The sequence below is a fragment of the Flavobacteriales bacterium genome, from assembly GCA_016124845.1.
GTDB lineage: Bacteria > Bacteroidota > Bacteroidia > UBA10329 > UBA10329 > UBA10329.
In genome coordinates, this window is the sequence record WGMW01000012.1 from 22,068 (window position 1) to 46,024 (window position 23,957).

At 47.9% G+C, this 23,957-nt stretch carries 20 protein-coding genes; 9 read left to right on the forward strand and 11 right to left on the reverse strand.

The genetic code is table 11. The features are described 5' to 3' along the window. Positions 1-12 precede the first annotated feature (12 nt). A complete protein-coding gene (locus GC178_05955) occupies positions 13-1,137 on the reverse strand; it encodes a CofH family radical SAM protein (protein ID MBI1287107.1) in 1,125 nt (374 codons plus the stop codon). Positions 1,138-1,291: 154 nt separating this feature from the next. Between GC178_05955 and pdxA the strand changes: the two genes are divergently transcribed. After that, on the forward strand, positions 1,292-2,407 hold the full coding sequence (gene pdxA, locus GC178_05960) for a 4-hydroxythreonine-4-phosphate dehydrogenase PdxA (protein MBI1287108.1): 1,116 nt from the start codon (positions 1,292-1,294) through the stop codon (positions 2,405-2,407). 23 nt (positions 2,408-2,430) lie between these two features. Here pdxA and GC178_05965 read toward each other — a convergent pair whose 3' ends face one another. Together GC178_05965 and GC178_05970 are read right to left on the reverse strand one after the other, a co-directional pair. Further along, complete coding sequence (locus tag GC178_05965; GenBank protein ID MBI1287109.1) at positions 2,431-2,838, reverse strand: putative toxin-antitoxin system toxin component, PIN family; 408 nt, start codon at positions 2,836-2,838, stop codon at positions 2,431-2,433. 6 nt (positions 2,839-2,844) lie between these two features. After that, positions 2,845-3,081: a hypothetical protein gene (locus tag GC178_05970; GenBank protein ID MBI1287110.1), complete on the reverse strand. Its 237-nt coding sequence runs from the start codon at positions 3,079-3,081 to the stop codon at positions 2,845-2,847. 140 nt (positions 3,082-3,221) lie between these two features. On the opposite strand from GC178_05970, the gene GC178_05975 reads away from it, so the two are divergent. The 5 genes from GC178_05975 (at position 3,222) to accC (ending at position 6,981) form a co-directional block, all read left to right on the forward strand. Beyond that, the gene (locus tag GC178_05975; protein MBI1287111.1) at positions 3,222-3,752 is read left to right on the forward strand and encodes a DUF177 domain-containing protein; all 531 of its coding nucleotides are present in this window, start codon (positions 3,222-3,224) and stop codon (positions 3,750-3,752) included. A gap of 20 nt (positions 3,753-3,772) precedes the next feature. Beyond that, positions 3,773-3,955, forward strand: coding sequence for a 50S ribosomal protein L32 (gene rpmF, locus GC178_05980; GenBank protein ID MBI1287112.1), 183 nt, complete (start codon positions 3,773-3,775; stop codon positions 3,953-3,955). 112 nt (positions 3,956-4,067) lie between these two features. Beyond that, on the forward strand, positions 4,068-5,078 hold the full coding sequence (gene fabH / locus GC178_05985) for a beta-ketoacyl-ACP synthase III (protein MBI1287113.1): 1,011 nt from the start codon (positions 4,068-4,070) through the stop codon (positions 5,076-5,078). Between the two features lie 46 nt (positions 5,079-5,124). Then, positions 5,125-5,625 carry an acetyl-CoA carboxylase biotin carboxyl carrier protein gene (accB, locus tag GC178_05990; protein MBI1287114.1) on the forward strand — a complete coding sequence of 167 codons (501 nt, stop codon included), beginning with the start codon at positions 5,125-5,127 and terminating at the stop codon, positions 5,623-5,625. Positions 5,626-5,646: 21 nt separating this feature from the next. Further along, a complete protein-coding gene (accC, locus tag GC178_05995; GenBank protein ID MBI1287115.1) occupies positions 5,647-6,981 on the forward strand; it encodes an acetyl-CoA carboxylase biotin carboxylase subunit in 1,335 nt (444 codons plus the stop codon). Positions 6,982-7,102: 121 nt separating this feature from the next. Here accC and GC178_06000 read toward each other — a convergent pair whose 3' ends face one another. Beyond that, positions 7,103-8,563: a hypothetical protein gene (locus GC178_06000; protein ID MBI1287116.1), complete on the reverse strand. Its 1,461-nt coding sequence runs from the start codon at positions 8,561-8,563 to the stop codon at positions 7,103-7,105. 66 nt (positions 8,564-8,629) lie between these two features. Here GC178_06000 and GC178_06005 point away from each other — a divergent pair, with 66 nt between their 5' ends. Continuing rightward, entirely contained in the window at positions 8,630-9,331 is a 702-nt protein-coding gene (locus tag GC178_06005; protein MBI1287117.1) for a T9SS type A sorting domain-containing protein, read from the forward strand. 61 nt (positions 9,332-9,392) lie between these two features. Beyond that, positions 9,393-11,324 (forward strand): (E)-4-hydroxy-3-methylbut-2-enyl-diphosphate synthase, encoded by a 1,932-nt coding sequence (ispG, locus tag GC178_06010; protein ID MBI1287118.1) that lies wholly within the window; start codon positions 9,393-9,395, stop codon positions 11,322-11,324. A gap of 57 nt (positions 11,325-11,381) precedes the next feature. Here the strand turns inward: ispG and GC178_06015 are convergent, their stop codons facing one another. From GC178_06015 to GC178_06045, 7 genes are all read right to left on the reverse strand, one after another. After that, the gene (locus GC178_06015; GenBank protein ID MBI1287119.1) at positions 11,382-11,696 is read right to left on the reverse strand and encodes a hypothetical protein; all 315 of its coding nucleotides are present in this window, start codon (positions 11,694-11,696) and stop codon (positions 11,382-11,384) included. 89 nt (positions 11,697-11,785) lie between these two features. After that, a complete protein-coding gene (locus tag GC178_06020; GenBank protein MBI1287120.1) occupies positions 11,786-14,956 on the reverse strand; it encodes a T9SS type A sorting domain-containing protein in 3,171 nt (1,056 codons plus the stop codon). A 230-nt stretch (positions 14,957-15,186) separates the two neighbouring features. Continuing rightward, entirely contained in the window at positions 15,187-17,955 is a 2,769-nt protein-coding gene (locus GC178_06025; protein ID MBI1287121.1) for a T9SS type A sorting domain-containing protein, read from the reverse strand. Positions 17,956-18,016: 61 nt separating this feature from the next. After that, positions 18,017-18,301 carry a hypothetical protein gene (locus tag GC178_06030; GenBank protein ID MBI1287122.1) on the reverse strand — a complete coding sequence of 95 codons (285 nt, stop codon included), beginning with the start codon at positions 18,299-18,301 and terminating at the stop codon, positions 18,017-18,019. Between the two features lie 72 nt (positions 18,302-18,373). Further along, on the reverse strand, positions 18,374-19,597 hold the full coding sequence (locus tag GC178_06035) for a peptidoglycan DD-metalloendopeptidase family protein (protein ID MBI1287123.1): 1,224 nt from the start codon (positions 19,595-19,597) through the stop codon (positions 18,374-18,376). A gap of 19 nt (positions 19,598-19,616) precedes the next feature. Further along, complete coding sequence (locus tag GC178_06040; GenBank protein ID MBI1287124.1) at positions 19,617-21,326, reverse strand: PKD domain-containing protein; 1,710 nt, start codon at positions 21,324-21,326, stop codon at positions 19,617-19,619. Between the two features lie 105 nt (positions 21,327-21,431). Further along, entirely contained in the window at positions 21,432-22,439 is a 1,008-nt protein-coding gene (locus tag GC178_06045; protein MBI1287125.1) for a tryptophan 2,3-dioxygenase, read from the reverse strand. Between the two features lie 111 nt (positions 22,440-22,550). Here GC178_06045 and GC178_06050 point away from each other — a divergent pair, with 111 nt between their 5' ends. Then, positions 22,551-23,891, forward strand: a complete 1,341-nt coding sequence (locus GC178_06050) for an NAD(P)-binding protein (GenBank protein MBI1287126.1) — start codon at positions 22,551-22,553, stop codon at positions 23,889-23,891. The last annotated feature ends 66 nt before the right edge of the window (positions 23,892-23,957 follow it).

The window sequence follows — 23,957 nt, forward strand, 5'->3', positions numbered from 1 at the left end:
TGTTTATTGTTGTCAGTAGTCGATCACTTGTTGCTCCATTTTCTCTGGCAAGACGCGATACTCGTATTGTTGGTTGCGTAACTGCGGTTCAAAACCTGCTTCGCGGATAGCCTCCTGAATGGCATCTGCTGTAAAGCGATGCGGAGCGCCAGCGGCCGAAACCACATTCTCCTCGATCATAATGGATCCAAAATCGTTGGCTCCTGCATGCAGACACATTTGTGCTGTTTGCTTTCCGACAGTTAGCCAGGAAGCCTGAATGTTGTCGATGTTCGGAAGCATGATGCGCGAAATAGCGATCATGCGGATGTATTCATCGGCAGTACATGAATTACGGATTCCTTTTACTCTCCGAAGCAGCGTTCCGTCATCTTGAAACGGCCAAGGAATGAATGCAATGAACCCTTTAGCATCAGCTGGTTTTTCGGATTGCACCTCGCGTAACCACACCAAATGTTCAAAACGCTCTTCCAATGTTTCAATGTGTCCGAACATCATGGTTGCAGAACCTGTAATATTCAGCTGATGCGAAGCACGCGCTACATCCAACCACTCTCTTCCCGTACATTTTCCTTTGGAGATGAGTCTGCGGACACGGTCGTTCAGAATCTCAGCACCTGCGCCTGGAAGGCTGTCCAGACCAGCGGCTTTCAACTCAGTTAGAACTTCCGTATGGGTCATTCCTTCCAATTTGGAAATGTGTGCGATCTCTGGCGGACCGAGCGCATGCAACTTCAAATTCGGATAGAGCGATTTCAACTCACGGAACAGATCCGCATAGAATTTCAATCCCAATTCTGGGTGATGTCCGCCTTGGAGCAGAAGCTGCTCTCCTCCATAACGGAACGTCTCCTCAATTTTTCGCTTGTAGGTTTCGATGTCCGTTACGTAGCTCTCTGCATGACCAGGAATTCGGTAAAAGTTGCAGAACTTGCAATTGGCAATACACACGTTGGTCGTGTTCATATTGCGATCGATGATCCACGTTACTTTACCATCGTTCCGCTTGGTTTTGCGGAGCTCATTGCCAACGAACATTAGGTCGGCCAGACCGGCATTTTCAAACAGGAACTGACCTTCTTCTGCCGAAAGGAATTCAGCCCGTAGGGCTTTATCTAAAAGGGTAGTGCAATCCATTTTGCTACTCGTTAAACACCGATTTATCCGATAGTGTTCGGTGCGAACAAGACGATAATACCTGTGTTAAAGTTGGTACTTTAGCGGCCACGAATTTACGAATTGAAAGGGGCTTTCCCTTCGCATCGAACTGGGTTCGGAAACAAGCATTGCGATGAGCAGAGAACAGGACAGGATACGGGTTGGAATTTCATGTGGCGATCTGAACGGAATCGGGTTGGAAGTGGTGATCAAAACCTGTTTGGACAACCGCCTTTTCGAACTGTGCACACCTATCCTATATGCTTCCAAAAAGGTTTCTTCGGCATACCGAAAGGAGTTGGATGTGAAGGATTTCAGCTTTGAGGAAATCCGAAACGTAGAAGATGCGAACCCAAAGCGCGCCAACGTTCTGAATGTTTGGAACGAGGATGTGGAACTCAACCTCGGAACACCTACAAAAGCAAGTGGCGAATACGCATTGAAATCGCTACAGGCCGCCACGGCCGATCTGAAAGCGGGTAAGATCGATGTGTTGGTTACGGCACCGATCGATAAACAGAACATTCAATCCGAGGAATTCAAATTTCCTGGACACACAGAATACTTGGCAAACGAATTCGGAGCGGAAGAATTTGCCATGCTGATGGTGAGCGAAAATCTGAAAGTGACCTTTATGACGGGGCATTTACCGCTTTCGGAAGTTGGCAAACAGCTTTCGTTCGAAAGTATTATCAAGAAGATTCGTTTTTTGGACAGAACCATGCCACAGGATTTCGGAATCCGTAAACCGAAAATTGCCGTTTTGGGATTGAATCCGCACAATGGCGATGGCGGAATTCTTGGAACCGAAGAACAACAGATAATCGCTCCTGCCATTAAGAAGGCGAAGGAAGACGGAATTCTGGTTTTCGGACCGTTTGCGGCCGATGGCTTTTTCGGTTCTGGCGCCTACAACCAGTTTGATGTGGTGCTCGCCATGTACCACGACCAAGGCCTTATTCCGTTCAAAACATTGAATTTCGATCAAGGTGTGAACTACACCGCTGGTCTGCCTGCGGTGCGCGTTTCACCCGATCACGGAACGGGTTTCGATATTGCCGGAAAAGGCATTGCAAGTGAGCAGTCGTTCCGAGACGCCATTTTTCTTGGAATCGACCTTTTCCGCGAACGCGAACGCTACGCAGAATACACCGAAAATGTGCTTCAACCTCAGACAGAGCATCGCTTAGAAAGTGGTGCAAGAGGCCGTTCTGAAGGTAAAAGAGGCGGGAAAAAGCCTCGGGAATAATCGAAGCAAAAGGAAAGCTGACCCTAATCTGCGAGCAATTCCAAAAATTGATCCGCAGCAACCACCTCAACCTTCGGAAAGTCAAGTTCCTTGAGACTCGCAAAATGCCTATCGTTGCTTACAAGGCACTTCGCGTTGCACGCAATGGCACAATCAACAAACTTATTGTCGTCAGGATCGGCATCGATCAAGTCCCATTTGTAGTAGTTGGTTATCCATTCCACATTTAGAGCATTCTCGATCAGCAGCATGACATCGGTTGCCAACTTCCGCCCCATGTGTCTACCAATTACTTCCTCATACTCCAGAAGAATATCTGTAGAAACACACAGTATGATCTCCTCCTTCAGAAAACTATCGAATATTGGTCGGTACTTAGATCTTGTGGAAAACGATACAAGCAGAACATTGGTATCTAAGACCACTTTCATCTTGCGTCATTTCTTCTTTTTTGAGCTTCTTTCGTAGCTGTTCAAGAGCTCTTCAACCCTATCATCAGACCAGTTGTCCTTTTCCCAAACCTTATCTGCCATGTCGGTGACCTTACTTCCCAAGTAAGCCACAATGAGCCGCTTGATGGCAATGAAATCCTTCTCGTCCATCTCGCGCGAGAACAACTTGAGTATTTCAAGCTGATGGTTATTCAGATTGATATTGTTTGGAACTGAACTCATAGCAAACTATTACTACAAATATACATTGAAGGTTTAAAGACCGAGTACACGACAACGTTGACAAGCAGTCCAACACCCGATTAAAACGAGGTATTGCAGCATCGAATAATTATTTACCTTTGCAGCCCTCGTTCTGAAACATGGGAAAGTCAAGTGCATTCGCGGTTCAGTTTTCGGGCCTTAAGCTTGGAAAACACGACTTCGATTTCGTAGTTGACGACTCGTTCTTTGAAAAACTCGATTACTCTCCTATTAGAAAAGGGGCTGTTGATGTAAAGATCGAACTGGAAAAGAAATCTTCCATGCTCGTTCTGAACTTCCAATTGAACGGTTGGGTTGCTGAAAATTGCGACCGCTGCTCGGTGGAATATCAACAACACTCGGAGGGTGAACACACGGTCTTTGTGAAGTTCGGTGATGATTACGAAGAGCTGGATGACAATCTTCTGATGATTCCACGCGGTGATTTTGAACTGGACGTTACGCAATTGATCTACGAGTTTATCGGGCTGAACATCCCGTTGCGGAAAGTGCCATGTGAGGAGGCCGATGACCTGACCATTTGTGATCAGGATGTATTGGCGAAGTTGGATGCTTCCCGTTCGGAACAAGAGAAAAACAACCCCTTGTGGGCGAAATTGAATGAGATCAAAGATCAACTGAAAGACTAATACGATTTAAGTAGAGCACCATGGCGCATCCTAAACGAAAAATATCCAAGCAGCGTAGAGACAAAAGGCGTACGCATTACAAGACTGAGGCTCCGACAATTGCGGTATGCCCTACAACTGGCGAACCTCACATCTATCACCGTGCCCATTGGTACGAAGGAAAGCTTTACTACAAGGGTAAAGTGGTAATGGAAAAGGAATGACACATCCGCTAAACACGGATTTGTGAATGATAGGATTGCGGCTAACTTAGCCGCAATTTTTGTTTTGAGGCGGTTTATTGGCCGCCTCTGAGGGGAGGGAAAAACCATTGGAATGACGAAAACCAGAGCAGCCATAACAGGCATAAACACGTGGGTTCCGGAATACCGGCTAACCAACGCGGAACTGGAAAAAATGGTGGATACCAACGATGAGTGGATCCAGACCAGAACGGGAATTCAGGAAAGACGCATCCTGAAAGGAAAAGACCAAGGAACATCTCAAATGGCCATTCCAGCAGTTAAAGGTCTGCTGGAAAAAACGAATACTGACCCAGCTGACATCGATCTGGTCATTTGCGCCACGGTAACGCCAGACATGCAATTTCCGGCCACAGCCAACATCATTTCGGATAAATGTGGAATGACCAATGCCTTCAGCTATGACCTGAATGCGGCCTGTTCAGGATTCATTTATGCGCTTACCACGGCTTCCATGTTCATTGAAAGTGGCCGGTATAAGAAAGTAATCGTGATCGGAGCAGATAAGATGTCGTCCATTATCGATTACACCGACCGCCAAACATGTATCATTTTCGGAGATGCGGCAGGCGCAGTTCTCATGGAACCGAACACGGAAGGAAATGGTCTCATTGACCATGAACTTCATGTTGATGGTTCTGGCGTGGTCCATTTGCACCAAAAAGCAGGCGGTTCAATGCGACCCGCTTCGCATGAAACGGTTGATGCACGCGAGCATTACGTCTATCAGGAAGGTGCTGCCGTGTTCAAATTCGCAGTAACCAAAATGGCTGATGTCTCCGAAGAGATCATGCAGCGCAATCACCTTACGGCTGAGGACATTGCTTACCTGGTTCCTCATCAGGCCAACAAACGCATCATCGATGCAACGGCCTCTCGCTTGGGTTTGGATGAGGAAAAAGTGATGCTGAACATTATGCGTTACGGTAACACGACCAACGGAACCATTCCGCTGTGTCTGCACGAATGGGAATCGAAACTGAAGAAAGGAGACAACCTCATTCTGAGTGCATTCGGAGGCGGTTTCACGTGGGGCGCACTCTACCTGAAATGGGCCTATAATGGTAGTCCATCCAACAATTGACGGATATAGATTTTTATACCTTTAACCACCAAATCGAAGGGAAATTATGGAGATCAAAGAGATCCAAGAGCTTATAAAATTCGTTGCCAAATCAGGGGTCAGCGAAGTGGAAATTGAATCAAAAGGATTCAAGATCAGCATCAAAACTCCACCTTATAAACGAGGCGGAAACGGACAACCTGAAGTTCAATTGGTACAGGCCGTTGCTCAACCAGCAGTACAGGCGCAACCTGTGGTTCAAGCGGTAGCGCAGCCTGCGGCAGAAGCTGCTCCAGCCAAGGCCGAAGAACCAAAGGACAACGGCAATTACCAAGAGGTGAAATCACCGATGATCGGTACGTTCTACCGTTCGCCATCGCCCGAAAAACCACCTTTTGTGGGTGTTGGTGATGAGGTGAAGAAAGGAGATGTGATCTGCATCATCGAAGCCATGAAGCTCTTTAATGAGATCGAGGCTGAGGTAAGCGGTAAGATCGTGAAGGTGTTGGCGGACGATTCAAGTCCAGTTGAATACGATCAGCCGTTGTTCCTCATCGAACCGCACTAAGTTTAACTCAACCCTTTTGTTGTGTTCAAAAAAATTCTGATAGCCAACCGAGGCGAGATTGCTTTGCGCGTCATCCGTACGTGCAAGGAAATGAACATCCAAACCGTGGCGGTTTACTCAACTGCCGACAAGGACAGCCTACATGTTCGCTTTGCGGATGAGGCTGTCTGTATCGGTCCGGCACCAAGCCCGAAAAGCTACCTGAACATTCCAAGCATTATTTCTGCTGCCGAGATCACGAATGCAGATGCGATTCACCCTGGTTATGGATTCCTTTCTGAGAATGCTACGTTCTCCAAGATCTGTCAGGAACACGGCATCAAATTCATCGGTGCTTCACCGGAAATGATCGACTCCATGGGCGATAAGGCTTCGGCCAAAACGACCATGATCAAGGCAGGCGTTCCGTGTATTCCGGGTTCTGAAGGATTGTTGGAAGATCTTGCCATGGCCAAGAAAGTGGCCAAGAAGATCAAGTATCCTGTGATGATGAAAGCCACGGCCGGTGGCGGTGGTAAAGGAATGCGCGTCATCTGGAATGAGGATGAACTGGAAGACGCGTGGGATTCTGCCCGTCAGGAAGCCAAAGCAGCCTTCGGCAACGATGGCATGTACATGGAAAAATTCATCGAGGACCCACGACACATTGAGATTCAGATAGTTGGCGATCAGCACGGCAATTTCTGTCACCTTTCTGAGCGCGACTGCTCCATTCAGCGAAGACATCAGAAATTGATGGAGGAAACACCTTCGCCATTTATGACGGATGAACTTCGCGACCGCATGGGCGAAGCTGCCATCAAAGCTGCGTCTGCTGTGAATTACGAAGGCGTTGGAACAGTCGAATTCTTGGTTGACAAGAACCGTGATTTCTACTTCATGGAAATGAATACGCGGATTCAGGTGGAGCATCCGATCACAGAAGAAGTCATCAACTACGATCTTATCTGCGAGCAGATAAAAGTGGCTGCGGGAATTCCTATTTCAGGTAAGAACTACTTCCCACAGATGCATGCAATCGAATGTCGTATCAATGCCGAAGACCCGCACGCGGGTTTCCGACCAAGTCCTGGAAGGATTGAAAACCTGAACACGCCAGGCGGCCACGGAATCCGTATCGATTCGCACATCTATGCAGGCTACACCATTCCACCGAACTATGACTCGATGATCGCCAAGCTGATCACGGTGGCGCAAACGCGTGAGGAGGCCATTGCCAAAATGCGTAGAGCGTTGGATGAATACGTGATCGAAGGCATAAAAACCACCATTCCGTTCCATCGCAAATTGATGGATGATGAGAATTTCATCAAGGGGAATTACACCACGAAGTTCATGGAGAGCTTTGAGCTCTAACGCTCCATCCAACTCCCCCAAAGGGGGAAATAGAACACGACTTCAAGGGTAATATTTACTCGCTCGACACGCTAAGTCTCAGACAATGTTTCTCTGGGAAGGAAGTCCCCCTTCGGGGGATTTAGGGGGTCAACTTCTGCTCCAACCAACCGTTGTAATTCACCAGTTCGGCATCGCCACTTCGCGGTGTGGCAGTTTTCGTAAACTGTGTGATTCGATCTTTCATTGCCTCGCTGCGCAATGACCGGCCTTTCAGGAACATGTCTGAGATAAGATCGAGCAACATGGCCTCGCGAATATTCTCCTCGTTCTCCAACAAATTCTGAAAGTCCTTTCGGATCTGCTTCATGCGGTATTCCAAGAAATCGGTATCTCCCAATTCCAGCCGAATGAGAATTTCGAGAATGGCAATTCGGAACTTGAGCGGTTCGGCAGTATTCTCAAATTTCTCGTGGTGATAGAGTTGATTCAATCTCTTTATTGATTCTCGATAATTGCCCAGATCGAAATAGAAAATGGACAGATTCAGATAAACAAAAACAATATAGAATGGTGTCTTCTTTAGCTTTTCGTTGTGTTCCAGCTCAAGAAGAATGGAAACAGCCTTCTCCATATCCACCTTGGAATAATTGATGACCAATGAATTGTAGTAGAAGAATAGGAAACGGTCGTAATGCAGGCGATCGTACTGTTCCATTGCCTCCTTCAACTTCTCGGCCCACTCCAACGACTCGGTGGTCTTATTGTTCTTGAACAGCGCATTCACCATGTAGGTGAGCATCTGCAATTTAGTCTGATGATTTGCCTTGGTGAAAAGCTTCTCGCGTTCAAACTCTGAATAGGTCACACGCAGATAATCCTCCAAGTTGGCGTAATCGTGCTGCTGCAACAGAATCTGGCTTACCGCCTGATAGATCTTGAACCGAAGAGCCGAACTTCCTTTCAATTCGGTACTGTCGGTCAGCCGCTGCACGGTTTCCTGAAGCATGTCCACCACAGGATTATCGATGGGCGAAAAATTCTGAGTGATCTTGAGCTTGTATTTCACCGTGGCCAGAATATCATCTATCTGCCGCAGCGATTTTAACCGCAATTCGTTTTCCTGCCGCTTGAAGATGTAAGTTTCAGGATTCACGCTGATGATTTCCTGAGACAATCGGATGAATTCCGTGTAGATGAGGTCGAGCACTTCCAAGTTCTCCAGCGCCAAGGCCCGTTTCTCCGCTTTGGAAAGAAAATGCTCCGCCAACGAATAGTTGTTCCGAGTAATGTAGTGGCGCGCCAAGTTGTAGAGATTGATCACCTGCGTCATGTCCTCATCATCAAAATGCTGCACCATCAAGCTCCTGCTGAGTTCAGATTTCAACCTGTTCTTCAAACGGTAGTAGGCGTTTTTATTCCCATCAGGATAAAGCTTCAATGCTGCGGCATCCTCATCAAAGTCCTCCCGTTCTTTACGTATAATGTCGAAAAGATCAAGGTCCTTACGTGGTTGATTACTGGAAATTCGAGAAGAATAGATCTTGTAATAGCGAATCTCCTCTTTACTGAGACCAAGGATCATTTGATTGAGAACATCCATTTGAGCGCGTAAGAAAAATTGAAATTATAAAAGCATTTGTACAAACAACAAATTACATTTGGGTAAATGATGTTGGAGATGAAGCATATTCTGAGAATGCTGGTGATCTGTCTGGGGATTGGCCTTTCGACCACAGCCATAAAGGCGCAGACCACGTATGTGCTTGAAATTGACAGCATTGTTGCTCTGCCCGATTCCATCGAAGACGGAACTACGGTGACCTTTTACATGATGGTGTCGATGAGCGGCACCCCACTTTTCTACCAAGGAACCATTTACGTTGAATTCGAATACGGTGGGAACTTCTATCATGCCGATTCCACCATCAGCCAAGGATTTCTGAGCCCGAACAACCCGAATCAATTGCAGGTCACGCACCGGTTCTCAACAGATAATAACCTCAGCATCGGAGACAATGTGGTGGTGGTTTGGCCACGCATTGGAAATGGAACCGACCCTCCGCAAGTGGTTACAAACCCGTATGAGACCGTTATCACGCTGATTGAACCGAATGGAATTGAGGAGAACTCGAAACATCTGCTTCGCTTCTTTTATCCGAATCCAGCAACCTCCGTTGTCCAATTTGAGAATGAGACATTGAACAAAATCCAATCAATTTCCATGTTCGATGCGCTTGGGAAGTGCGTCCTAAGATCAGGGCGGCAAACGCGCCTTGACATCTCATCTCTCCCGAACGGAGTTTACTTGCTGAACGCACAACTCAACGATGGTGGCGTTCTGACCCAACGCCTTTTGGTCGCTCATTGATCATTCCGAAACTTCGCCACCAGCCCAGTTCAATCGGTTAACTTTGCAGCAAATTCTGGCCATGGCCTCTCAGAAATACTGCAACAGTCTAACGAGTTATAGTCGTTTCCGCACGCGGGAAGTGATGGTCGGAAACCTTGGAATCGGTGGCGATAACCCGATACGTGTTCAGTCGATGACGACAACTGACACGATGGATACGGAAGCGACTGTTGCCCAGAGCATCCGTATGATCGAGGCTGGTTGCGAACTGGTTCGAATCACGGCTCCGAGCCTGAAAGAGGCGGAGAATCTGGCAAACATCAAAGCAGAGCTCAGAAAGCGAGGTTACGACACACCCATCTGTGCAGATATTCACTTTACTCCGAACGCGGCTGAGATCGCTGCAACGATCGTAGAAAAGGTTCGTGTCAATCCAGGGAATTACGCGGACAAGAAGAAGTTTGAGACGATCGAATACACAGATAAATCGTACCAAGCTGAACTGAATCGAATCCGCGAACGGTTCATTCCGTTGGTGGAACTCTGCAAGAAGCACGGAACGGCCATGCGGATCGGAACCAACCATGGTTCTCTTTCCGATCGGATCCTCAGCCGTTATGGCGATACGCCTCTCGGAATGGTGGAATCGGCCATGGAATTCCTTCGCATCTGCCGCGAATTCGATTTCCACAATATTGTGCTTTCCATGAAGGCAAGCAACACGCAGGTGATGGTGCAGGCCTACCGTTTGCTGGTGGCAACCATGATGGAAAATGGCATGGATTACCCATTGCATTTGGGCGTGACCGAGGCTGGCGAGGGTGAAGATGGTCGCATCAAATCGGCTGTAGGAATCGGAACCTTGCTTGAAGATGGATTGGGCGATACGATCAGAGTATCACTCACCGAAGACCCTGAATTTGAAATTCCTGTTGCGCAGCAATTGGTGGCGCGTTACGAAAAACGTGTATCAACTTCCGAAATAGAACCGTATTCGGAGTACCCGATCGATCCATTTCAACACGCAAAGCGTGCTAACTCCAACGTGTTGAACATTGGCGGGGAAAACGTCCCGAGAGTGATCGCGGACCTTTCAGCCAAAGAAGAGATCCTGCCAGCCAATCTTTTTGCGTTCGGCTACCATTATTCGGTAGAATCGGATAAGTGGAATCTGAGCGACCTTGCGTGCGATTTTCTTTTCATTGGGAACAAGAAACTTGCGTTCGAGATTCCAGGAACTTTAGGAATCATCCAACATGCAGATCATTGGAATGCAAACAAGGAGCGTCATTATCCGCTTTTTGAAAGCCAAGTTTATTTAGATGCTAACGAGCATTCGGATGTGCTGAATTTTATCAGCGTGCAACTGTCGGATCTGGATGATGAGTTCCTATCAAAACTGAAAGGCGATTCCACTGCTGTATTGGTCCTTACCAGCTCTCAGAGCAACCCGATGCAGGAACTTCGAAGAGGAATTGCCAAACTCATGGAACATGGAATTGAAACGCCCGTGATCGTAAAAACCGATTATTCGGTGGATGAGAATGCCTTCCAGCTTTACGCTGCAACCGATCTTGGCGGGTTGTTGATAGATGGGTTGGGAGACGGCTGCTGGATCACCAACGGTCTGATTCCGAACAGAACATTGAACTCAACTTCCTTTGGCATTCTTCAGGCAGCAAGGGCGCGCACCTCAAAAACGGAATACATTTCATGTCCAAGCTGCGGCAGAACGCTTTTCGACCTTCAGGAAACAACCGCCAAGATCCGCAACCGAACCGACCACCTCAAAGGAGTTAAGATCGGCATCATGGGTTGTATTGTAAACGGCCCGGGAGAAATGGCAGATGCTGATTATGGTTATGTTGGAACTGGAAAAGGCAAGATCACGCTGTACAAAGGGCAAGAAGTAGTTCGAAGGAACATTCCTTCGGAAGAGGCTTTGGAGGCCTTGGAGAATCTGATAAAAGAACACGGTGACTGGGTGGAACGCCCAACTGTTGAAGCATAAAAAAGGAGCCGTTCGGCTCCTTTTTTATTGTTTACCTGAAGAGATTACTTCTTCATGTCATTCTTTTTCTTCCTTCCATTTCTGGCCGGTAAGTTTTTCCCACTCAGACTTTACGGCTTCGTAATGGGCTTTCATTTCCTTGATGCGTTCCTGCTCAGCAGAATAATCCACCTTCGGATTGTTCTTGTTCGCTTCGATCTTCTCCACATATTGATCGATTCGAGCCTTCAGAGCATCTGCCTCTTTTTTCACATTCTCCGGAGTTCTTGTTGACTCCACTTTTGTTTGAGAGGCTGCCTTATTCTGCCCAACAGCTTCTGTTGAAGCGAACACAGCCATCGCCAATGCCAATACTAAAGTGATCTGTTTCATTCTGTTCTCGTTAAATAGCGTTTAAAAATAGACATAAAAAAAGAGTCCCGACAATTGCCGGGACCCTTCTCTTCAAATACAACTTCAAGTTAGTTCACCTGAATTTTTCGAGTGACCGTACCATCTACCGTGACGATCTGAAGCAGATACGTACCGCTGGCAACATCCAAGTTCATTTCCTTACGGAAAGCCTTGTTCATTACCACGCCTTCGCTGTAAACCTGACGTCCAGCAAGATCGTTCACAATGATCTGAGCATCCGCTTCAATACCGCTAACCTCTACGATGAACTGACCATTTGATGGGTTCGGATAAACGGAAAGACCGTTTTCCAACGCATTTTCAATACCGATGGTCATTGCGTGTACGCAGATATCGAATCCGGTGGCAGCTGGTGTGCCTGAATAATACTCGTACGTACGAACATAGTAGGTCATTCCAGTGGTCAGACCTGTAAGATCGTAAGACTCTGTTCCAGCATCTCCAGTATTGTCAACGCACTGCATGCTTGTAAGCGAGCCACATGAACCTGAGAATATTTCAAGTACAGCATCGAAGCCAGTAGCTCCAGTCACCTCTACCGTAGCCTCAGGCCCAGTAGCTTGGAAACTGTACCAAACATCTTCATTTGCAGTTCCTGCACAACCGGTCATGGATTCCGTGGCAGATGTTACATCCCCAGCGGTAGCTACGCAGGTCTGATTTACCGTCAACGCAATTGCACCAGAACACTCATCATTTGCTGGTGGTGGAGGACAGGTGTAAGGATTGGTACCACAAGTAACAGTTGGATTTCCGTTATCCACTTGCAAAGACGTGCCACAATCAGTTTGAGATGGTGCGTCTCCTGCCGCAGTTCCCAACTCGTTGATCACGATGTAGTAAGTACCACTTTGAGAAGCCGTCCATTCCAACGAACACTGATCGTTGAACGTAAGCGAAGAACCTGTAGCATATCCACCGTTCCAAGCATCAATAGTGGTTCCGTCAGCAGCCACGATCGTTATTTCTGGAATCCATGCACCGGCACCGAAGCCAGAACACATGTCAAACACGTAATCGTATCCGGCCTGTACATTGGACAGTAAATACGTTTCAGAGCCAAAGACACCGATACCCGAGTAGCCAGGATCCGTTACAATACACTGCGACCCATCGAAGCATGGTGCTCCTCCAGCCGTGTTCAAATCGACCCAAGTATTGGCAGATGAAGTACATGGCGTAGGAACCGGCAATACGGAAACCGTTATCGTTGTATCATCTGAACCGCATGAATTGGTGGCGGTCAGCATCACATCAAACGAACCATCCGCACCATAAGTGTAAGAAGGGTCTGTGTCTGTTGATGTGCCATTAGAATCTCCAAAATCCCATGCGTAGGTCAATGGGGCCGTACCTGTGCTTGCATTTGTGAAATCAACTTGTAACGTTCCCATAACCTGTGATGATGTAAATGAAGCAATGGCTGGCTCATCAACAGTAATCATTGTGCCTGTTTGATCAATAGAACCGCAAAGGGAACCACCACCATCAATTGTAAGAGCATAAAGCCCAGCAACTGTTGAGGCTGTTTGATATGTAGTAAGATCAGCAGGGTTCACTACTCCAATATGAATGTAATAGTCACCGGCAGCGTAAACTGTGTATGATAAGGTTCCCCCATCCAGAATGTTACCTGAAGCATCAGCAAGAACCCCAATAGCCTGATAACCTGAAGGAATCACCTGATTTCCATCAGCAGTTGCAGAAATGGTGGCACTTCCACCGCTCAGGCATACGGTACTTGCATCTGCCGTAGTCGTTCCGGCATCTGCTGTGCATGGCGCAACCGCCTGTACTGTAGTGGTATAAGATCCTGATGCATCAACGGCACAGAATTCGTCCGCATTCCAATGAACGTAGAGGTTATCGGTAGATGTTGCAGTAACCGTAAGTGGTGACACTCCAGATCCGAGAACCGTTCCATCAACTGCGCCAGCTCTTACTGTGATAAAGGTTGTAGCATTGCTATGTGTGAAAATGTAATCATATCCTGATTGAATGCCCGTAATGACCGAATATTCTGAACCCAGATATTGTGCCGTTGAAATAGTGGTAACTGCCCCACCTGCATCTGGAGTTATAGAACCGACTGGGTATTGTCCACTCGCTGTTGTGTTGTTGCATGGAGGGATGCCCATGTCCTGAACAGTTGTTGTATAAGAACCACTGGCATCGGTAGCACATGCATCGTCTACCGTCCAATGTACATAGAGATCATCAGTGCCTGTGGTCTGAACGGACAAGGGGGAGTAACCGTTTCCGAGAAGTGCACCATCAACAGCACCAACCCTCACCGTGATATAAGCACCATTTGAATGTGTGAATTCATATTCATGACCATTCAGCACACCCGTAATTACAGAATACTCTGAGCCATAATATTGATTTGTAGAAATTGTTGTGACCGCTCCACCTGCGTCTGGGGTAACGGCTGAAATCGGATACTGTGATGAGTTTTGACAAGGGGGAAGACCAAGGTCAGTAATAGTTGTTGTATAGGTGCCACCACCTAATCCAAGCGTAGCGCATAGGTCATCTACAGTCCAATGAATATAGACATTTGATGCGCTTGCAGCTGTGAAATATAACGGACTGTAACCGGAAGCGACAACGGCTCCATCAACTGCACCATCACGAACGGTAATGTAAGCTCCATTGGCATGAGTGACCTCATAGTAATTTCCAGAGGTCATTCCTGTAATGACCGAATACTCGGAACCCGCATATTGATCAGTAGCGATTGTTGTTTGAACCCCTACCGAACCAATACTGATTGCCGAACTTGGATATTGACCATCAGCACCCGAATTGTCGCACGGAGGAGTCACATCCAGAACCGTGGTGGTCAAGCAGCTACTGGCAGTACCGCAAGATGCATCGGTGTTCCAATGTACGTACAGGTCAGCACCAGTACCGGAAACGGCAGTTACCGGGGTTACCCCGCTAATGAGAACCGTTCCTCCCGATGATCCTTCGCGTACTGTAACATAGGTTGACGCATTATCTGCGGCAAACTCGTAAGAGCGTCCAGCAGAAACGCCCGTGATCTGACCGTATTCACCTGCATAATTGCAGCCACTGATGGTCGTCACATTCTGTCCATCTACCGTAACCGCACTGGCCGGGTACATGGACGTATTCTCGCATTGCGCGAAAACACCTGTACTACTGACCAACAATGCCAGCAGCACAGATAGAAAAGTAAATCGTGTTTTCATATCAAGTGTAGATTAATTAATGGTTTGATTTTGTTTCAGTCGTGAACTGCGCAAGGTATACAATGAATGTTCGACACGCAACATAATTGACAATTATCAGGCTCCTTCCGTCCATATTGGCTGGCTAACCTATCAGATTTGTCTCCAAGCGACATTTAACGGGATGTCGGCCAAAAAGAAAGGTCCGACCAGAGTTGGTCGGACCTTTCAACAACATTAGTTTCAGCTACTTATTGAACTTCGATCCTGTGGGTGACAGTACCACTGGCAGTAAGGATCTGCAACAGGTATGTGCCTTTGCTTACATTGAGATCGAACGACTGACGGATCTGTGACCCGTTCGATTGACGCGTAGCGGTGTAGATGCCTCTTCCTGTTACATCAACCACGTTGAACTGAACCGAACCCTCAATATCATTCAATTCTACCATGAACTGACCGTTTGATGGATTCGGATATACCGTCACACTACCCTTGGCAATCGTGCCAATACCGGTTGTAATATCAACCTGTATGGCCTGGCAGTCTTGCGATTCGCAACCGTATTCGTCCGTTACCGTGAGACATACGGTATATGGTCCGGAAGACGCATAGGTGTTGGAAGGACTTGCCACGGTGGAAGTGTTTCCATCACCAAAATCCCAGTCGTAACCAGCAACAGACGAGCTGGCGGTACTGGCATCCGTGAAGTCCACAGTAAGACCGGCAGCACTATATGTGAAACCTGCCGCAACTGTGGTTTCGGTGAGTGTCAGGGAAATATCGCCTGTTGCCCCACCATAGCCATCCACGAGCACGTAGTACGTGCTGCCCGGGGTAAGACCGCAGACAAAAACCTTACTGGTGAGTGTTGAACCACCTGAACCAGAAGCATCCGGATCGTCATCATTGGCTCCAAGTAGGGTTGCGGAACTGCTTGCAAAATCCTGACATGTAGATGCGCCATAAACAGCTACCTGCGTGTCAAAGGAAGAACCATCCGTGCTTACCGTCAAATTACCGGACGCTGGTGCCACAAATGAGAACCACACACTGGCTTCAACACTTGGGTTTACACACCAACCGCCCTGTGCACTACATGATGCAGTAGGAAGGTCGGTCTCCCACCCCTCGGCACTTGCACCAAGGTTAGAGAACGGACCGTTTGCGCCCATGGAAACCGCGGTTGCGTTGCAGACATCATCGTTTGATGGTGGAACAGTACAAGTTACGCTCAGTTCAAAATTGCCCACATCTGTTCCTTGATAACCACCGACATACAGGTAATAGTCTGTTCCCTGCTGAGTTGGGATGGTGAGAACAGATGTCCAACCGCTGACGTAGTCGGTTCCTCCATCATCATCGAAATCGATGCATGCATTACCACAACCGTCCGTATATCCGATACGTGTATCGAAATCGGTTCCTGCATTGTCGGTCGAAAATGTGACAACACTACCATCACCACTGAAGACATACCAAACTCCGGCACCCGGTACACAATCCAGTTCATCCGTATTTGTTACAGGGAATTCAGTGGAGCCTGTAACCACATCATTGCATGCAACGGAAATGGCACCGGTACAAACATCATTGGCAGGTGGGTTACAGAAAGTGGCGGTAATATCATAGTTGTTTGCTGAACCCGAACCGCAAGGAATAGACTCAAACGAGGTGGGCGCAATAACCAAAAGATACGTGCCCGGTGCTGCTGAGTAGCTCAAATTTACGGTTCCACAGCCCACTGACGAACCATTGGCCAGCACGTTGAAGTTCGTGCAATCATCCACCAAGAGAAGATTTACCGGTTGGCCGCTACTGAAATTGATAGAAATGGTCGTTTGCTCTGTCACAACCAATTCATACCAGTCCGTATCGCGCGATCCACCATCAGACCAGAGTGTTCCGGAGACAGAACCTCCACAGGAAATACTCTCATAAGCTTCGGGCGATGCATTGCAACCACCATTGGAATCGCTTCCGCATGCTTCAGACTCTGCCGTATTTCCGCCAGAAAGATATAAACAGGGACATTGGATTTCAAACGTTTGCGTTTCGGTATCCGCAAATTCATTGTCAACCAGAATGAGGTATTCCACTCCAGCGGTCAAGTTCATTGGAAATGAGCCCGTAGTATCTGCATCGACCATACAGGTCCAGCCCAAAGTATCGCATCCGCTGGAAGCTGGCTTGTACATATAATCCAACCAACTTGCCCCAGTGGCAGCGGTAATGTTCATGTAATGGATTCCTGTTGTGGAAGGTGTAAAACTGTACAGTTGTTCTGCTCCCGGCACACTCCAACCGCATGCACTTGTAAAATTGAAATCGAGAACGCCTTGACCGCCAAGCGAAACCGTTTGTGGCGAGGCGCAGCCAGAAATGGTCACAATATCATCGCAAGGGTTGTTGTATCCTGCAATAATGACATTGTCAACGGCAAATCCAGAACCCCAGACACCATTGTCGGAATGCAGGAAACCGACCATCATCTGATCGTTGAATGTGTAAGTTACATTTGATACAACGATGGAATTCGGTATCACCACGCCATCTTCTGCCCAAACAGCACTATCGTTAATGGGCAGATACAGCCATGTGGCTCCTGCATCATAACTGATGGTGAAATAGGCACTTGCGCTATACAATCCATCGTAGAACACATCATAGAGGAAAACGGCCGAATCGAAATGGGTCAGATTCAAAACTGGGCTTTTCAACCAGTCTTCCGATCGGTCCTGATCCACGGGATCATCGTTGGCAATCGCAAACTGACTGGCATCTATTGAGGGGGGCACTGTCCAATAAGTACTTGAGTAACCCGTTTGGCCGAAGGCCCAGCCATCTGAGGTAACGGTGGAAGTGGCACCTGTTGGTGGAGCTGTGCTGACGGATTGGGTCCAACCAGTTGGTTGTACACCGCTTTCGAAATCTTCATAAAGAAGAATGCCATAGTTCTGTGCCAATGAAATTTGGCATACACATGCCAGAACCGACATGAGGGTAAATAATCTTTTCATATGTAGAGGTTTTTTGGTGAACCAAGGAAAGAACAGTAAGATTCCCTCGGTTCAGCGTGGATTAATTTTCGTCTTTGGCCTTTGGTTCCGCTGCTGCAGCCTTTTGCTCAGACCGCGTCCTCACTTGCTCTTCGGTGAGAAATTCTTTGGTTGCACCGACATGTTGGGCAGAAGCAGCACGATCGGTGACAACTTGCTCATTGACCTTTTTAGATTCAGGTTGTGCGGCCCGCATCGATTCCTTTGGGGCAACTTTCATTTGGCGGGTGGTCTCAGTTCCGTTCTGAGCCTGTGCCATTGTGGCGCAAAAACATGCAACCACCGCAAGGGTAAATGTTTTTTTCATGAGATTGTGTTTAGGTTTTTCTTAATACAAAGCTAACATTGGAAACGTCAGTTGACCAAGTAGACCTAAAAATCAGATCGGTGTTCTGAAGACCGCTTTTATCGAATCTCTCTCGGAGACCATTTTCAGGAAATCCGGTCGAGATGAATCTGAGATGGGAATGGCCGCTGGTAGATCTTCTTTACGGTGATCGACCTGCTTACCGTTCTTCCAAAAACGGAAACAGACGTGTGGACCGGTGGCCAGACCCGTGCTGCCCACGTACCCGATAATATCGCCCTGACTGACCCTTACTCCGGGTTTGATGCCCTTGGCGATCTTGGACATGTGCAGGTATTGCGTCTCGTAGACGCTATTGTGCCGCATCTTCACATAGTTGCCATTGTTGGCCTTGTATCGGGCCTGGGTTATCACACCATCGCCAACGGCCATGATCGGGGTCCCTGTGGGTGCGGCATAATCGGTTCCCAAGTGCGGTTTTATCCTTTTCTGCACCGGATGATACCGTTTGAGGTTGTAACCGGAACTGATGCGGGAAAACTTGACCGGAGCCTGTAGAAAGGCCTTTTTCAGATTTTCTCCTTTCTCATTGTAATAGCCCTTTTCATTCTCCGAATCGAAAAAGTAGGCGTTGATGGGTTTACCGAAATGAGTGAACGTGGAAGCAAGGATGCGGTCCACTCCGATGGATTCTCCGTCCACATAATTTTCGGTATACAGGATCTCAAATTCATCCCCTTTCTGTATGCGATAGAAGTCGATGGTCCACGCATAGATCTCTGAAAGTTCGATGGCCAACATGGGATCGGCATGTTGCTTTTGCAGATCCACATAAAGAGAAGAGTTGACCGCTCCCTTCACATACCTGGTCTTCTTCTCAATCTCCTTCTGTCCTTTGTATACGTGAATGCTATCGCGAAGATTGTAAACCACATACTCTGTAGCGTTCGGTTCATAGATGAAACAGGTGGCGTACCCGGCCGAATCCTTCGTGCAGAAAATGGTGTATGGCTTTCCGGCAGCGAGTTTGCGTACATCGAAAACCTCTCGCGAAGCTTTGGCTATCTGATCGATGGTGGCGTAAGGAACACCGTATGGAAGTAGAATGGATGACAGGTTCTGATTCCGCCCGATCTTATCTTTAATAACGAGGAAAGAATCGGTGACCATGCCGTATTCCTCATTCACCTCATGTGTTACGGTCTCATCAATGGGAACGGAATCAGGACCACCCGTACCACCACATCCATATAAGAACCCACCAAGAACAATCGACAACCACAGAAAACTCCTCATCCCCACAACCTTACAACAATTATCTCAATAGGGTAACGGTACCCTGCTCAGAAAAATTGCTGCCGTTGGTTCCGATCATATCAAGAACATAATAATACGTGCCCTCCGCTGCCCGGGCACCACCATTTACTGTACCGTCCCAACCCCATTCGTCCATCACAGGAATTTCGCCTTCGTAGTTGAACACGGGCCTTCCCCAACGGTTGTAGATCTTCATGCGAGCCTCAACCATGGCATAGGTACGTGGACGGAAGCGGTCGTTGATCATGTCTCCGTTCGGAGTGAACACATTCGGCACATCAAAATCCGGAATTCCCTCAATGTAAATGGAATCAACCACCGTATTGGAACAACCATTCTCATTGGTTATCGTGAGTGTCACCTCATACCAACCGCTATCTGGAAACGTGTAGTTGAGCGGTGTGTCGGTGTAAACCGTGTCAAGAATCGTCCATTGCGCTTCTTCTCCGCTCTGCAAAGTTGTAGTGAACACGGCATCGAAACCAGTTGACTCCTGAGCAAGTTGAGCAACTGGATTTTCAAACACGGTAACGGATGAGGTCACGCTATCGGTACAACCGAAATTGCTTACAACTGAGAGCGTTACATCATACGAACCCGCGTTGTATGTGTGAGACACACTTGATCCATTATCTGTCTGTCCATCTCCTAACTGCCAGTTCCAACTGGAAATGTTTCCCTCTGTAAGGTTGGTCTGGTCGGTGAAATCCGTTTGTTCGCCTTCGCAGGCGTCCGTAGCAGTAAACGCAGCTTCGGGATTGGCATGCACCACCACTTCCAAACTGTCTGAAGCATCGCAACCTTCTGAATCTGTGATGGTCTGAACCACCCAATAATCCCCGGGCTGATCGAAAGCCACCTGACCGGGAGATTGATCGGTTGAGGTTTCTCCGTTCCCGAAATTCCATTCCCAACCTACAACCTCGCCCAATGCGCTGTAAGACTCATCCGTAAAATCGACCTCCGCGCCAGCACAGATATCCAAGTTACTGGCCGTGAGACCCGGTATGATGGAAAAGCAGAACTGTTGCAGGTTGCTCAGGCCTCCAGTACTTCCTGTAAATCCCCAAAACACATTCGGGTCGCCACCGAAAATATCGGCAATGATATCTCCGGTGTAGCTGGTACGTAACGAGCCATCCATATAAACACTGATCGTCATGGCAGTTGGATCCCACGTAACCCGCATCACATGCCATTGGCCATCTTCGATATTGAAACCGCTGACCAACGCATTTTCGGGGCCGGCAAGGTTATCGGCAGAGTTATGGTCCACCGCTCCATTGGCCATAATGGCCACATGATCGTAAGACGGGTCATTATGATCTCCATTCTGATACGTATCTATCTGTATATCCAGGGAAGGAGCAATATTCTCGTAGCCCATACCGCCTCCGTTGGTTCCAACAGAAGTACTGATAGGCTGTAGCACGAAAGCGATTCCATCCGCACCACTTTGCTGCCCCTGCACATCCTCGCCCAGATACACATCGAATTTGAAATCGAATGGGACAGTAAGATCGATCTGCGCGCTGTTCCATACCGAACCACTTTGAGAAATGGCATTCTCCGTCAGTCGGTAACAGTTGCAGCTCAACTGAACGGCTGTTCCATTAGGCTGAGGCTGTGCCATGACCAACCCGGTAGTGAAACCGGATATCATAAATGAGGTCAACAGCCGAGAAATGTTCCTGCTTTTAAAAAACATGCTTAATGATGAAAATTGAAACACAAATTAAACTGTCGGCACAAAACCGACACGTTCAACGGAAGACGAAAATACTGCCTTTAGTTGCCCGATGAAAATTGCGGCTCACTTGTTTTTCACAAGGTCTTCCACCCAGGCCTTTCCCCAATTGTCTTTTTCCTCTGCTGTCCACAGTTCTGGGAAGAAGATGCGCTTCATAAAACGCGGTGGCAGGTACTTCTGCCAGTTGGTGCCGCCCGTGGCGGGAACACCTTCTTCATCGCGAAGCAGATAACGCGCTGCCGTTTTATAATGCTGCAACGGCCAGTTCACATTCACGTTCTGGTCGAGTTTCTTCATCTCCTCAATGAGTCCTTCGTCCTTTTTTTCAGCTTCCGGCAGGGCCGAATACTTGGCCCAAAGATTTCTGTCGGCATACTTCACCGCCAAGCAGATCAGATCTTCAGAATACTTGTTCTCAAACTGCTTCAGCGTTAGCGTTTTCTTCCCTGTTTCCAGTTCGGTGGCACCGGCCTTCCAGTAGATATACTCGAACATCTCACGTATTCCCTCCTCATCCGAAGCGGTTTCTGTGAATTTGTGGCGATGATCAACGTGTACCAGATTGTTCATGGCCGTGGAACATATCTCAATCTTCCGGTATTGTGCACTCTGAAAACCACTGGCTGGCAACAGCGCCATTCGGAATCGGAGAAACTGCTCCTTTTCCATGCCATGTTCCATCACACCATAACTGTTGGTCAGCGCATTGAAATAGGCATTGATCCTGCGGACGCGATCCTTGAAGAAACCCGGTTCCATCGTCTCGCGCCAGCCTTTGTCCTCCCCGTTCGGAAGCACATTTCTTCCATTGTACGCGATCTGCTCATACTCGTGCAGCGCCAATCTGAAGTAGAGTTCGGTTATCTGATGGTAGATGATGAACACCAACTCGTCCGGAAAATCAGTGCGTGGCTTTTGCAGCGTCATCAACGTATCCACACTCGTGTACTCCCAATAAGGCAGATAATTGGACAGCAGCAAGCCATCGAGATAGGCATTCATATCCTGCCCCATGGCCTCGTACTTGTCTTTCAGTTTTTCCAGCTGTTCTTGAAGAAGCTCGTTGTTCATCTCTTTGTTTTCAAGCCCCCGAAAGTAGGGCAAAACGCATCCTATAATACTGACCTCAGTCATGAACACAGCCTCATACGAATGGTTAATTTGGCGAGCAAATTGAATTCGATGGCAGAGAAACAGATCATTATCGGTGCAGGACTTGTGGGTTCGCTGCACGCGGTTTATTTGGCAAAGCGGGGCGTGAAAGTGGAAATGTTTGAGCGCAGACCCGACATGCGCACGGTCGATATCAGCGCAGGCCGCTCCATCAACTTGGCCATTTCGCACCGAGGATTGAAAGCGCTGGACCGCGTTGGTCTGAAAGAAAAAGTGTTGGAAATGGTGATTCCGATGCCTGGCCGAATGATCCATGACGTGGAGGGCAACACCAATTTTCAGCCTTACGGCAAAGATGGCCAGCACATCAATTCTGTTTCGCGGGGCGGATTGAACGCCTTGCTGATGACTGAAGCAGAAAAAGCGGGCGTGAAGATCAACTTCAACCAACGCTGCATCAAAATGGATCTGGATGCTGGTCAAGCAACGTTCCGAAATGAGGTTTCGGGTGAGGTTTGTGAAGTAACGGCCGATCATATTTATGGTACGGATGGCGCCTTCAGCGAAGTGCGCCACGCCATGATGATGACTGACCGTTTCGATTATTCACAGACCTATTTGAAGCACGGCTACAAGGAACTTTCCATTCCGCCAGCGGAAAATGGCGGTTTCCGATTGGAGAAAAATGCACTGCACATTTGGCCGCGTGGCGGATTCATGCTCATTGCACTGCCGAATCTGGATGGAAGTTTCACGGTCACACTTTTCCTTTCATTTGAAGGGAAATACGCCTTTGAAAACCTGAAAACCGAACAGCAGGTGCTGGATTTCTTCAACGAGGTTTTTCCAGATGCGGTGCAGCACATGCCCACTTTGGTGGAAGATTTCTTCGGCAACCCGACCTCTTCGCTTTGTACGGTTCGCTGCTTCCCTTGGCGATACAAGGACAAGGCACTCATTTTCGGAGATGCCTCACACGCCATTGTTCCATTTTACGGGCAAGGAATGGTCTCTGGGTTTGAGGATTGCTACGTGTTCGATCAATTGGCCGATGAACATTGGAACGACAAGGAAACGCTGTTCGACAAGTTCCAATATTCGCGTAAACCGGATGATGATGCCATTGCCGACCTCGCGCTACGCAACTTCGTGGAAATGCGCGACCTCGTGGCCGATCCGCAGTTCCTGCTCCGCAAGAAGATCGAGAAGAAACTCAGCACCAAGCATCCCAACAAGTGGACACCTCTTTATGAAATGGTGACCTTTTCGGAGATGCGCTATTCCGAGGCGCTCTCGCGCGGCAAGGAGCAGGACAAGATCATGGAAGAGATTCTTTCTTGGGAAGGAATTGCGGAGAATTGGGAGACTGAAACAGTTTTCAAAAAGATAGAGGAACTGGCAACCAAATGATGGTGTTACAGTCTATGTCAGGAGTGAATATAATTCACAATAACTGATTATTTTTCTGGCTGCTTA